This is a genomic window from Paraglaciecola sp. (assembly GCF_039964565.1).
Classification (GTDB): Bacteria; Pseudomonadota; Gammaproteobacteria; order Enterobacterales; family Alteromonadaceae; genus Paraglaciecola.
This window is the reverse complement of sequence record NZ_JBDVXF010000044.1, coordinates 340,276-354,568: the sequence shown is the minus strand read 5'-3', so window position 1 is coordinate 354,568 and position 14,293 is coordinate 340,276. Positions and strand designations below refer to the sequence as shown.

Sequence of the window (14,293 nt, the reverse complement as noted above, 5' to 3'; positions counted from 1 at the left end):
TCATCCGTTTATGGTTTGTTTTAAATATTGAAAGAGCTCACGAGAAGCTTTTGGTGGCTTATTTTCAGCTTGCTGCTTATTTGCTTGACGTACATATTGCCTCAACTTTTGGCGGTCAAGAAGGGGATAATCTGCAATCGTGGGATCAATTTTTTTATCGCCCTGCTGCAAAATTTCGTCTCTTAGAATTTCAATTTCATGAAACGCATTATTTATTTTTTTATGGGCAGACTTTATATTCGCCAAAGCCTGCTCTATTGGAACGATATCAGTATTTCGCATTATCTTGCCAATCAATTGCAATTGACGACGATACCCTTCTTTTTTGCGCAAAATTTTTCTAGCGAGCATCACGGCTTCTAGCAACTCTTCGTCCATAGGAACTTTGGCTAACGAGGATTGACCAAGATGAACTAAAGACTCACCTAATTTCTGCATCGCAACCATTTGTGCTTTAATTTGCGTTTTACTAAGTTGTTCGTCGTCTTCACTGACGTCGAATTCAACTTCTATATCTTTGTTTTTTTTCGAGGCAACCATGAGATTATCTTTAGTGATACACTAATAGAGATTGTAACCCCCATCGAAATAATAAACTACAGTGTAGCCAAATAATGAAGGCCTTATGCAACAACAATTAGCTGAAATACAGAGCATAGTAGAAGATGTTTTAAAATTAGCCAAGGAGAAAGGCGCGACCCAAGCCGAGGCTAGCTTATCCAAAGTAGAGGGCATTGCCGTGTCTTCACGGTTAAAAGAAGTAGAAACTGTCGAATTTACCAACGATGGCGGCCTAGGTATTACCGTATACCAAGGTAAGAAAAAAGGCAGTGCTTCGACAGCAGATTTGTCGCCCCAAGCATTAGCTCTCACCGTTGAAAAAGCCATAGAAATAGCTAAGCATACCAGCGATGATGAGTGCTCGGGCCTAGCTGACAAAAACTTAATGGCCTTTGATTACCCAGATTTAGATTTGTATCATCCAGTGGAACTTGATACGGAATACGCCATACAACAAGTCATTGCCGCCGAAACTAGCGCCTTGGATGTCGACCCTCGTATTACCAATTCAGATGGAGCCTCATACAACGCCAATTTAGGCACTAAGGTTTACGGTAATAGCCATGGCATAAATGCCGGATATAACAGCAGTCGCTTTAGCATGAGTTGTGTAGTCATTGGTGAGCAAGACGGTGATATGCAGCGTGATTATAGCTATACCGTTGCTCGTGAATTTGACAAGTTATCTAGCCCAGAACAAGTAGGTCGCGAAGCAGCAAAATTTACTTTAGATAGACTAGGTGCGAGGAAAATTAAAACTTGCAAGGTACCAGTGTTGTTTGACCGCGAAATAGCTGCGGGGCTGTTTGGTCATTTTATCAGTGCCATAAGCGGTGGCAGTTTGTATCGAAAATCTTCCTTTTTATTAGATAAACTCGGGCATCAAGTTTTACCTAAATGGTTTAATATAATTGAACGCCCCCATATTTTGAGAGGGCTAGCCAGTTCCCCTTTTGATCATGAAGGGGTCATCACCCAAGACATGGAGATTGTCAGTCAGGGGGTTCTCAATCATTACCTTCTTACCAGCTACTCGGCCCGTAAACTCAAGATGCAGACTACTGGTCACGCCGGTGGCATTCATAACTGGTTTATTCAACATAGCGGTGAATCCGATAAAGCAATGCTCAAAAAACTTGATACAGGTTTATACGTAACAGAGCTTATGGGGCAAGGTGTTAATATTGTCACCGGCGACTACTCTAGGGGTGCGGCGGGTTTCTGGGTAGAAAATGGAATTATTCAATACCCAGTTCACGAAATTACCATAGCGGGTAACTTAGCTGATATGTTGCTGAATATTGTGGCTGTTGGGGCTGAGCAAGAAACTCGCGGCAGTGTGCAAACGGGCTCAATATTAATAGAAGAAATGCAGATCGCGGGCGAATAGGCTTAGACTTTCATCAAATTCTAGTTCCACTAAGGCAACCCTATGTTGCCTTAGTGGATTACCTGTTAACCACTTGTGACTCAATAAGCATGAGAGTTATTAAGCTAACCAAGTATTACACAGAGATATCCTCTGGTGCCGATATATAACCTTGATATCCATCCGCTCGTAATGAAGCAAACTGCTTTAATTGCTCTTTATTTTCGATACCGGTAATAATTACCGCGATATTTAATCCATTGGCAACATTGATTAACGCTCTACACATCTCATTGCTTTGATTTAGCTTTTCGTAAAAGGCAAAGGATTGGTCAAGTTTAATATAATCAGGTTGAAGTTTTTGAAGATAATCAAGTGAACCCATTTGACGCCCGCACTGATCAACACCAATTTTTGCTCCTGCCAAACGTATTATTTCAGCGAGGTTTTTGCATTGCTCAAAAGAGCTAACTAACGCAGATTCTGACATTTCAAATAAGATATGATCTGTGTGTTGTGATTGTTGCAAAAACTGAGTTAGCCAAGGTGCAAAATCAGGATCGTGAACACTATCCTGTGTTAAGTTGATAGCGATGGCTTGTTTGGACTGTTCCAAAATTTTCTGTTGCTCAATGGTTTCTAACAAACACCGATCAAGCTGTGCGCCTAAAGATAATAACTCAATAAAAGGCATAAACTCCGCTGCACTAACAGTTTTTTCATCTATCCGTAAACGACAGTAGAGCTCACGTTGAATAACCTCTTCAGAGCGCATAGCGCTTACCTGCTGCCATTGGAATAAAAAGTGATTGTTATTGATAGCGTTAACCAGCTTAGCGCGCCATTGTTCCCTGTTGTATTTCTGAGGTTGCTGCTCATCAATCCAATGACTAACTTTGCCCGCTTTAAGGGCTTGTTGTAATGCGTTGTCTGATTGAGATAACAAATCAGAAGGCTGCATGTTATCGATACGTTGGCTTACGCCCAATGCAAATTTGCTATTGGCGTTACATCCAGCCTTAGAAATTTCTTGATTGATGATTCTAATCAGAGTTTGCAAATAACTTTCAATTTGATGATGCTCAGCTTTAGTCAGTAAGAACGCAAATTCAGTGTTAGTTATCCTAGCAATGACCCCTTCGGCAATAGGTGGTAATTCTGTCATCATTCTTTGCGACACAACCCTAATTATTTGATCGCGTCCTTGGTAACCATACTTACTATGTATGTCTTCTAACCAATCAAACTTAGCTAAAATAAGCCCACCAAAACCTGGCTCATTTAACCAATTATTGATTTGTGCGGATAGGTACTGACGGTTAGGTAACTGAGAAACGTGGTCTACAAGTTTGTCTTCTTTTAATTCACTTACCTCTTTATCTAAAGTAAGGAATACCTGTTTCAGTTGCCCCGACATGGAGTTTATCGCAATGACTACGTCTTTTAATTCTGTGGTTTGCGGCAAGACTAGGTCATGCTCAAAATTTCGCTGCCCTAACTGTTTCGCCTGCAATGCAATATCGTGCAATGGTTTTAGTATACGATTCAGTCTAAACCTCAGCATAAAGATGCTGAGAATAAACAACAGCGATAAAATCATCACAGTATCGTTCATTATCCGCCAGAGTTGCTGATAGCCTAGAGCTGGATGTGCTTCCACTTCGAGGGTAGCCAATTGCATCCAACCAGACGTGATGATGCTTTCTTTTTTCTGGACACCAAACACTTCTAGATTAACCAGCCATTCAGGTACACCTTCTATTACGACCGGATTTTCCCAAGTTTGCTGTTTATCATCTGCTAGCCAAGTTAAGGTCACTTTACGGTAAAACCCGCCTTCGAATATCACATTGATCAGGGTTTCCGCCGATACCATATCACCGGTTTCTATATGAGGCTGCAGCATTAACCCTAAAGATGTCATAGTGTTGTTCAAGTCGGACTGCATTTGTTGATTCATAAAGTCGCGGGTTTGAGTAAACTGAAAATAAACTAAACTGACCATCACCAGCAAAAAGAGTCCAAACAGAAGTGAGTTTATTTGTCTAAAAAGGGTCATTACTTAAAACTCCAATTTTATCTTGGGTTGTTTGAGTTTTGCGGTGTTTATGCGTTGACGCAAATCTTGCCATCGTTTAAGACGCGAAGAGTTTCCACTCAAAACACTGCTACCTCTTTCTTTATTTAACCACAGCTGACTACCGTTAAAGCTAAATACAGGAATAAGATCGTTACGTTCATTGGCTGGTTTTATCACGCCATCAATATTATCTAATATTAGGGGGATAGAGGCTGGTGTTTCGTAGTAGGCAAGCACCATATGATATTGATTAAGATGTATAGCTTTAACCATGGTAATTCTCATTTTTTCATCAGCTATACCTAGCTCCAACAAGGTAAAATACTTGGCTATTGAATAGTCTTCGCAGTCTCCCCCATTTACCCCAATAAACTCTACTGGAGTGGCCCAATAATTGTTCACGCCCCATAACTCTATATCATCGATAAAATGAAAGGTATTGAAAAAACGATTCACTTTTTTTAAGTTTTCATGCTCTAAGGAGCCTGGTTCTGGAACCATTAAGTTTAGCCAAGCCGCGCCACGTTTCGCTGCTCGTTCGCCATAACTACTTTGTAGTGCCTTTACAATATTGGGGCCATCGAGTTCAGTAATTTGATCGGCATAAAGCACAGACAAAAAGGTCATACTTAGTAGTAATATGTGAACTGGCTTCTTTAATAACTTCGATGTTATCCAACGACTGCTCCTCATATTACTCACTAATTATCATTGGACTTGGTCAACCGTATAAATAGTCCAACGCATTTCATCTTCACTCACTGTTTTGCTTAATTCAGCCACAATACGCCTGTTGGTTTCGTGAGCTTTTTCTGTATCTCTTGTATCAGCCAATCGTTCATAACTGTAACCAATAGACGAAACTCGCTCTGGAGATATTTTGTAGTCTTTGACCAAAACTGATTCAACCGCTTTTGCACGGTTTTCTGATAAAATTTGATTGTGCTCAGCGCTCCCAATTTTACTGGTGTGCCCCTCAATCAAGACTTTAAGATCCTGTTCTTGTGAAAGTATTTCTGCGACTTGCTGAATTTTTGGGAAGGCAGAATTCGGCAATATGTAAGAATCATGAGCAAACTTAATATCCACTTTTAATGGAACAATATGGGTAGATTGTGCGCCACAGCCGTAGTTATCGATAATGGCACCTAAAACCGTATTGTCACATTTATCTCTAGCCTCAATGACCCCGTCGCGGTCGTAATCATTCAGATCCTGCAACTGCTTAACACTAGGTTCTAGCTTAACTATATTGTTGTTAGCACAACCAGCGAACAACAAAGCTCCACACAGCACTAAAGATAACTTTGTCACAGCAGACACCTCAAAAACTTGCGTTTGATTCATAGTGGGCTTAATGCTCATACTCATGTTCCCCTTTCCAAGCTGAAGATCGCGTCACTCGCAACGAATCAAGTAACTGTCCGGTTACATTCAATAATCTATATCTGGCTATCAACTCATCAAAATTAGCGTCTAAATAATCTTTGCGAGCCTGAAAAAGTTCGTTTTCTGTGTCCAACAAATCAAGTAAATTTCTTTGCCCCAGACTAAATTGCTGTAAGTAGGCTTCTTGAGTTTCTTTTGATGTAACAACGTGTTGTTGCAGGTATTGTTTTTGTAATCCCAACATTTCATATGCATTCCATGCTAAGCGAAAGCTCTCCGTGACTTCACGGTGAGCGCGGTAGTTTATTTCCTGCGCTTCCGTGGTTTTATAGGCAGCACCTCTTTCTAACGCTACATCTTTTCCACCCGAATAGAGGTTATAACGCATACGCACCATGACACTTAAGTCATTGCGATGCCCGCCCACGTCTAAACCAGTTCGGTTAAAACCATCTTCACCAGCGATATCATTGTCGGCATTAGCTGCCACTTCAAGAGACAATTTAGGATAATAGTTTGCTTTTACCGAGCCGCTGTAAGCGCGAGCAGCTCGAATGTCCTGCTGAGCAGACTTGATTATAGGATGGTGTGCTAAAGCAAAATTTAATCCGCTGGCACTGTCGGCGGGTAACATATCCGCATCTGGTACTGGCATGACTAAATCATCAGGCATAATGTTGGTGATACTGATAAATTCCGCTCGGGCATCTTCATGATTATTGCGTGCGGCAATTAAATTTGATTGAGCACGGGCAAGACGACCTGTTACTTGAGAAAGGTCCGCTATGCTTCCCATTCCTGAATCCGTACGTTCTTTTATTTGACCGTAAATTTCTCTATGGGACTCGACATTTTTTTCAGATAAAGTCACCAACTGCTGAGTTTTTAAATAGTTTAAATACACTTGGCTGACTGAAAGGGCTAAATCTTCAGCTGTGCTAACCAAAGTCCATTGTTCTGCACTGGCTTCAAATTTAGTGCGTTTAACCTCGTGACTTGTGAACATGCCGTCAAACAGCATTTGGCTAATGCTGATGCCAAACTCACCTCTGCCAAGTTCAGTTTCACCATCATCAAACCCTAAATCCGATAAACGATTTCCTGGAGTATTAGTGTATTCGTATCCATAACCAGCCGTAACATCGACTGTTGGTAAATATCCAGCCGAAGCACGGTTGACATCTTCTTCTTTTGATTTGAAACGGGCGAACGCCTGACGAATATCAGGGTGAGTATCCAATGAAAGGGCGACTGTTTGTTCTAAACTTTGTGCATTTAGTCCTTGTGGGGACAATGCAAGCAGGCATAATGAGAATAAAACTGCATTTATGCGCATAACGATTTACCTTTAGTCATAAAAACTCCATCTTATTGTTTTTTAGTAATTTGCTTGTACGTTATCGTTCCCTAAGTGCGGCTTCATTAGCGCGCAACAACGGATTTAATATATATTCCAAAATTGTACGTTTACCGGTGATAACATCAACATTTGTCATCATGCCCGGTATAATTGGCATCTCTTCTTGGTTTTTGTTTTTAATACTTGAGGCATCAGTGCGCACACGAATCAAATAAAAGCTATTGCCTTCTTCGTCTTGAGTCGTATCGGCACTAATATGCTCTACTGTACCAGTTAAGCCACCATACCGGGCAAAATCATACGCGGTTATTTTAACCACTGCAGGTAATCCTGGATAGATAAAACCAATATCTCTAGGTTTAATTTTGGCTTCTACCATTAACTGATCTTCCGTTGGAACAATCTCAGCAATAGTTTGACCTGGTTTTACTACTCCACCTAAAGTGTTGACATGTATAGTTTTTACAGTTCCTACAACAGGTGACAAAATTAATGCCTTAGTGACTTTGTCCTGAGCACTGACCTGAGACTCGTTAATACGCGAGAGTTTATTTTGCAGTTCGTTTAGCGTGGCTCTTACTTCATTTCGGTACGACAATACTGTTTCACGCCGATTAAGTATGGCTTCTTGCAACGCGGATTTTAATTGCGGGGTTAACAACCGCACACCATCTAATTCACCTTGAAGATCGTTAACTGTGCGCTCTGATTTATACAACTCTATTTTTGACACTATGCCTTTTTCAGCAAGAGGCGTAGTTAACGCTAACTCTTTTTTAGCCAAAGCTAAGCTGATACCAAGGGTTTTAATCTTGGACTCTAATTCGGTTATTTCCTGCTCTTTTTGTTGTATTTGTTGCCCTTGGATGGCTAGCTGATTGATTAAATTATCTAATCTGCCTGAGTATTCTTCTTGCTGCTCCTTTACCATAAATTCTGCATTAAGATTTAGATCGTCAGGATAAATCGGCACTTTTTTAGTTATTTCAATTTGCAACTTCCAATCTTCGCTATTACCTACCAAGATGCTGGAAATCTCTGCTCTTAAGCGAATAATATTGGCTCGTAAGCTATCGACCTCTTGTTTTTGCTCTGCAAAATCTGAACGAAAGCGCGTGTCATCAATTCTGGCGATAGGTTGGTCTTTAGTAACAGGCATACCTTCCTGTACAAACCATTGTTGCAATACTCCACCATCTAGACTTTGAATAATCTGCACTTGAGAAGAAGGGATGACTTTTCCGATTCCAGATGTCACTTGATCGAGTGCAGAAAAATAAGCCCAAACAATAAAACTAACCAGTAACCCTGCCATAGACCAGATGATTAGACGATGCAAACTGGGGACTTCAGTTAACATTGCCCCATATACATCATCAGCCATTTCTAAATCTTTTTGGCTAACTTTCATGGCTTAACCGCCGCTTTGTTTTTACCTTCTTTAAGCTTTTGCAAAACTTCATCTTTGGGGCCATCAATCATTAACTTACCTTTTTCTAAAACGATGATCCTATCCACTAAAGACAGTAATTCCATTTTATGGGTAATTAACAATAAAGTTTTGTCGCTCGAAGTGGCACTAATGGATTGTATAAATTGTTGTTCGGCCCGGGCATCTAAACTAGCTGTGGGTTCATCTAATAGTAAAATTTGTGGCGCATTCAAAATTGCCCGCGCTAATGCAATTGATTGGCGTTGTCCGCGAGATAGATTATTACCACTTTCGCCTACCTGTTGATCTAAACCTTGAGTTTCATGATCGGTAAAAGCATTCACACCAGATAATTGTACCGCTCTAATGAGCTGATATTCAGTCACTTGTTTGGTGCCAAACAAAATATTGTCGCGGATAGTACCGTGAAACAAAATGATATCTTGAGGCAAATATCCTATATTTCGACGCAAGTCGCTAGGGTGGATCTGCTGATGATTTAATCCATCAAAGCGAAGATTGCCAGAAGTAGCCTGATATAGACCCAGTAGTAATTTTGCTAAGGTGGTTTTACCAGAACCATTGCGCCCTATTATGGCTATTTTTTCACCTGCTTTGATATCCAGTGACATAGATTGTAAAGCACTGTTTTTTGTATCTGGGTAAGTAAAACTAATACTTTCTGCACTAATATTTCCAGACAGTTTAGGACGACTTGCAAGGTGGCCTTTATCCTCAAATTCGCCCTCTTGTTCCATTAAGCTATCGAGTTGTCTCAAGGCGCTAACGGTTTGATTTGAGCGTGTCATCAAACCGGCTAATTTTGCTACCGGTGAAATCGCGCGACCAGTTAACATCACCGCGGCGATAATGCCCCCCATAGAAATTAAATTGTCGGATACTCGGTAAACACCTAACACGACAACACCTATGATTGAAATTTGCACGATAAAACTAGCGAAATTGATCACCGAATTAGTGATCATTTTAGACTTAAGCAACCAACTGGAAGTATGTCCAATCATCTGTTGCCACGCATTTTGCACCACACCTTCTGCACCGTTGGCCTTAATGGATTCAATGGCTCCCAAACATTCAATTAGGTGACCATGTCGAAGACTTGAGAATTTATTACTTTCCTCGATGGCAGCGCGAAGTTTAGGTTGTGTATAAATGGTATAACCAATAATGAGCACGGAGGAAACTATGGGGAACAAAACCAAATCACCAGCGACGAGCCAGATACAAAACATAAATAACAAAGCAAAAGGCAAGTCAACCAATGCAGTAATGGTAGCCGAAGAGAAAAACTCCCTGACGTTGTCAAACTCAGTGATTTGTTTGGCCATGCCACCGATACTTGGCGCACGTTTCTCTAACGGAATTCCCATTACCTTTGCAAATAACTTCGAAGAAACTTCTATATCCACCTTTTTACCGGCCACATCAATTAAGTAACCACGTAATTGTTTTAGAATAAAATCAAAAATGTAGGCAACGCCGGCACCAATAGCCAATACCCACAGCGACTCAAAAGCTAAGTTAGGGACAACTTTATCGTAAATATTCATCACAAAAAGTGGCGAAACCAGAGCAAAAATATTTACCATGATCGAAGCGATGATGACGTCTCGGTATATTGGCGTTGCACTTTTAACGTGTTGCCATAACCAATGTTTTTTGGAGTCATTGATATGTACATCAAAATTTCTGTCGCCACGATATTGCTGCTTAATTAGAAACAAATAACCAACAAAGCTGGATTCTAATTCTTCAATCGTAAGCTGTTCTTCGCCGCCAGTTTCCGGCAAGGTGACAATGGCCTTGTTTTCTTCGAGGTCCAATTCCTGTAATACACAGGCATTTTTGTCTTTGAGCATCAAGACACAAGGCAACAACATCGAAGGTAATTCGTTTAAACCTTTTCGCACTAACTTTGCGCTAAGTCCAGCACGAGAAGCGGCTTGAGGTAGGAGTTCGGGGGTCAGATGACTGCCAGTTAGAGGAAGACCAGCCGTTAATGCTTCAGCAGAACAAGGATTGCCAAAGTGTTCGGTTAATAACACTAAACTATCTAATAAAGGATCTGAGGTTAAACGCTGCGACGCGTTTATTGTCCACTGAGTAGTCGCTTGAACCGAGGATTGCACTTAGTTTTATATTCCTTCAAACAAAACACAGCAAACATAACACAATCAATAAAGATATGACTGTGTTATGTAAAATTGCACACTAAGCGAATCCTACTATAACAATTCCGCCGAGTCGAATTCAGCAATAGGTGCGCTTGTGGCTGCAGCGTGATCACTTAATATGGTGCCGCCTCCCTCCAATAACCCATTAGTCACTGTTGCCGAAGAACTGAACTCTTGGTCGCTGTGCTCTTTTGCCAATACCTTCGCGTCATCCAAAGGCGAATCTTTTTGTGAACTGCTAAGCTCAATATTGGCTTTAGAACTGTTATCTTCTCCGATTGCAGCTAAATATGTCTCAAGTCCGTCAGTGTTTGCTTCGGTTAAAATATCGCTTAAGCCGTCTAAGTCTGGTGAGAATTTAAACGCAAGCTTGTCAGCCTGTAGTGCCACTTTTGCATCAAATGTAGTGTCAATAGTGGTGCTTGTTTGTTGGAAATCTAAATCCAGTTCATTGGATAATGGTTCTGGTGCAACAGGTTTTTTAATGTTGATAGTTAGATCCGCTGAATCTTCTTCTGGATTAACTACGTCTCCATCTTGAATTGTGTAAGTAAATACTAAGTTCATATCGGCATCAGGTATTTGCATACCTGTCGGAGTAACAAAATTATATGCCCCAGAGCTGTTGATTGTTAGAACTCCAAAACCAGTATCAATAGCATGTGAACTGACAGTATCACTAAATTGAAAAGTGCTTCCATTGTATGCCACTTGGGTGATAATTGGAGTTCCAAATCCATCAACAGATGTATCGGCATTATCACCAGTACTACCTGTAGTGACTACGTTTCCTTTAACGCCATTACGATTAGCTGTATCTGTATCACCTAGCTGTGTCAGTTGAATATAATTTACGTCATCGATAGCATCAGGTGCATAGTCAATTACGTTAATTGTAACCTCACCTATGTCAGAATCGATACCGTCACTTAAAGTATAGTTAAAACTAGGGGGCGCTGTACCCAGCACATAACCACTATTATTGTAAGTAAAACTACCATCTGCTTTGATCGATAAAGTACCGTCTTTAATCGCCACTGTCGCGGCACCTGTCGTCGCATCAAACACTAATGCGACGCCATTAACATGAGTGACACTCAAAGCTCCGCCATCGCCACCGTCAGTATCAACTGCACCATCACCATCATTATGAGTAATAACATTACCGCTTACACTGTTACCTTCATCCACGCTGAAGATATCGTCCTCAGCAACAGGTGGTGCATTCACGTTTGCCACATTGACCGTCACCGTGGCGGTATCTGTGTCGCCGTCTGCATCGGTGATCGTATAAGTGAAGGTGTCGGCGCCCACAAAATTGCTCGCTGGCGTATAACTAAAGCTACCGTCTGGGTTCACATTGACCGTGCCACCATTGACTGATGTCGCATCAAAGGCCGTCACTGTGGTCGGGTTATCACCCAAGTCATCATTGCCTATCACGCTGCCAGTTAATTCGGTATTTTCATCGACATTAAAGCTGTCGTTGACCGCATCAGGTAATAAGTTCACGTTAGCCACATTCACTGTCACCGTGGCGGTATCTGTGTCGCCGTCTGCATCAGTAATGGTATAAGTGAAGGTGTCTGCACCGACAAAGTTGCTCGCTGGCGTATAACTGAAGCTACCGTCTGGGTTCACATTGACCGTGCCACCATTGACTGATGTCGCATCAAAGGCCGTCACTGTGGTTGGGTTATCACCTAAGTCATCATTGCCTATCACGCTGCCAGTTAATTCGGTATTTTCATCCACATTGAAGCTGTCGTTGACTGCATCGGGTATGGCGTTAAGGTTAGCCCCGAGGACAGCAACACTCACTGTTGCAGTACTGCTATCTCCATTTGCATCGGTAATCGTATAGGTAAAGGTATCTGTACCTACAAAGTTTGAAGCCGGGGTATAGGTAAAATTTCCAGAGCCGTTAACATTGACCGTACCGCCATTGGCAGAGTTGCTATCAAATGACGTTACTGTAGTTGGGTTATCACCTAAGTCATCATTACCCAGTAAAGTTCCGGTTAATTGGGTGTTCTCATCCATTCTAAAGTTGTCATTAACCGCATCGGGCAGTAAATTCACGTTAGCTACATTGACCGTCACGGTGGCGGTACTAGTGTCGCCGTCTGCATCGGTAATGGTATAAGTGAAGGTATCTGACCCCACGAAATCTGTTACTGGGGAGTAAGTAAAATTACCCTCAGCGTCAACGCTTACGGTGCCACCATTGGTTGATGTACTGTCAAAACTCGTTACTGTTGTGGCTTCATCACCTAGATCATCATTACCTAGTAGACTGCCGCTTAGCGGAGTATTTTCATTTATGTCGAAGACGTCATCTACAGCTTCTGGCAGGTTATTTACGTTGGCGATATTCACTGTCACAGTGGCAGTACTTGTGTCGCCATCTGCATCGGTAATGGTGTAGGTAAAGGTATCCGAACCTACAAAATCCGTTACTGGGGTATAGGTAAAATTACCTTCTGCGTCTACTGTTACAGCACCTCCATTTGTTGAGGTGCTGTCAAATTCCGTTACTGTGGTCTCTTCGTCACCTAGATCATCATTACCTAAAAGAGTACCCGTTAACTGGGTGTTTTCTTCCATTTCAAAAGTATCATCAACGGCCTCTGGTAACTGATTAACGTTTGCAATGTTTACAGTCACGGTCGCTGTACTCGTGTCGCCGTCGGCATCAGTAATGGTATAGGTAAAGCTATCTGAACCTACAAAATCGGTTACTGGGGTATAAGTAAAATTACCCTCGGCATCTACAGTTACCGCCCCACCATTTACTGAAGTGCTGTCAAAATCGGTTACCGTGGTATCTTCGTCGCCTAAATCATCGTTACCTAAAAGAGTACCAGCGAGTTGCGTATTTTCATCCATTGCAAACTCATCATCCACGGCCTCTGGCAACTGATTAACGTTAGCAATATTCACCGTCACAGTTGCGGTACTGGCGTCTCCATCAGCATCAGTAATGGTGTAACTAAAGGTATCAGTGCCTACAAAATCTTCGACAGGGGTGTAAGTAAAGTTACCCGAACCATCAACTGCTACTTCGCCACCGTTACTAGAAGTACCATCAAATGCGGTTACTGTTGTTGCTTGGTCGCCCAAGTCATCATTACCTAAAAGAGCGCCCGTTAACTGGGTGTTTTCATCCATAGAAAAAGTATCATCAACGGCCTCTGGCAATGCATTGGAATTGTCAATTGGATCAACCAATGTAGGGACTTCTGCAATACCAGCCGCATTGTCTAGTTCAGTTGTATCGTAACCCGCGCCAGCCAATAATTGATTGCCATCTCTGGCTAAGGTGACAAAACTTGTTCCTTCGTTATTGGTTAAACCACCAGCTGCGGTATCTGGCACGTCAACCTCATCTCCTGATTCTATTAGTGCTTGAATAGCATCGATATCAGCTTGCTCGTTATCAGGTGACACCTGATTTGAGACTTGGTTTTGCTCTTGTGATACCGCAGATAGCGTATCTTGTTGCATAGATTGAACGTCAGCAATCTGTATCTCGCCAAATTCACTGCTCAATTTTTGCTGTGAACCATCTGCAAAAATTAGAGTGATTTCACTACCTTCAGAAAAAGATAAAACGGTACCAGATGTAAGATTGTCGCCTATTTGTAATCCTACACTTTCGGCCAACTCAATTTGAACGAGTCCGGTTATATCGACTATTTTTGCATCTTTTGAGGTAGTAAAATTTTTCATAGATAACATTCCTAGTAATTTACTTTCATCGCTGGTTCGCGCGAGTCACTATTTGATTTAGCAACTAAAACTACATCAGCCACAAACCGGCTCTGCCTAGTCGTTAAATTTAGTATTTAAATATGTTAATTTATCGGAATTACAGTAACAAAAAAACCGAATTATCTTTAGTACT

9 protein-coding genes are annotated in these 14,293 nt (G+C 41.5%); 1 reads left to right on the top strand and 8 read right to left on the bottom strand.

The annotated features are described in order from the left end of the window. Complete coding sequence (gene yjgA / locus ABJK37_RS21245) at nucleotides 1-540, bottom strand: ribosome biogenesis factor YjgA (RefSeq protein WP_348358017.1); 540 nt, start codon at nucleotides 538-540, stop codon at nucleotides 1-3. Between the two features lie 85 nt (nucleotides 541-625). On the opposite strand from yjgA, the gene pmbA reads away from it, so the two are divergent. After that, nucleotides 626-1,951: a metalloprotease PmbA gene (pmbA, locus tag ABJK37_RS21240; protein WP_348358015.1), complete on the top strand. Its 1,326-nt coding sequence runs from the start codon at nucleotides 626-628 to the stop codon at nucleotides 1,949-1,951. Nucleotides 1,952-2,066: 115 nt separating this feature from the next. Here pmbA and ABJK37_RS21235 read toward each other — a convergent pair whose 3' ends face one another. The 7 genes from ABJK37_RS21235 to ABJK37_RS21205 form a co-directional block, all read right to left on the bottom strand. Next, a complete protein-coding gene (locus ABJK37_RS21235) occupies nucleotides 2,067-3,989 on the bottom strand; it encodes an EAL domain-containing protein (protein ID WP_348358013.1) in 1,923 nt (640 codons plus the stop codon). Between the two features lie 3 nt (nucleotides 3,990-3,992). Then, nucleotides 3,993-4,703, bottom strand: coding sequence for a transglutaminase-like cysteine peptidase (locus ABJK37_RS21230; protein WP_348358011.1), 711 nt, complete (start codon nucleotides 4,701-4,703; stop codon nucleotides 3,993-3,995). A gap of 15 nt (nucleotides 4,704-4,718) precedes the next feature. Further along, on the bottom strand, nucleotides 4,719-5,375 hold the full coding sequence (locus tag ABJK37_RS21225; protein WP_348358009.1) for an OmpA family protein: 657 nt from the start codon (nucleotides 5,373-5,375) through the stop codon (nucleotides 4,719-4,721). After that, nucleotides 5,365-6,735 carry a TolC family outer membrane protein gene (locus ABJK37_RS21220; protein ID WP_348358007.1) on the bottom strand — a complete coding sequence of 457 codons (1,371 nt, stop codon included), beginning with the start codon at nucleotides 6,733-6,735 and terminating at the stop codon, nucleotides 5,365-5,367. Before ABJK37_RS21220 ends, ABJK37_RS21225 begins: the two co-directional genes overlap by 11 nt. A gap of 61 nt (nucleotides 6,736-6,796) precedes the next feature. Then, entirely contained in the window at nucleotides 6,797-8,170 is a 1,374-nt protein-coding gene (locus tag ABJK37_RS21215; RefSeq protein WP_348358005.1) for an HlyD family type I secretion periplasmic adaptor subunit, read from the bottom strand. After that, nucleotides 8,167-10,341, bottom strand: coding sequence for a type I secretion system permease/ATPase (locus tag ABJK37_RS21210; protein WP_348358003.1), 2,175 nt, complete (start codon nucleotides 10,339-10,341; stop codon nucleotides 8,167-8,169). Before ABJK37_RS21210 ends, ABJK37_RS21215 begins: the two co-directional genes overlap by 4 nt. Before the next feature lie 96 nt (nucleotides 10,342-10,437). Next, nucleotides 10,438-14,118, bottom strand: coding sequence for an Ig-like domain-containing protein (locus tag ABJK37_RS21205; RefSeq protein WP_348358001.1), 3,681 nt, complete (start codon nucleotides 14,116-14,118; stop codon nucleotides 10,438-10,440). Nucleotides 14,119-14,293: the final 175 nt, after the last annotated feature.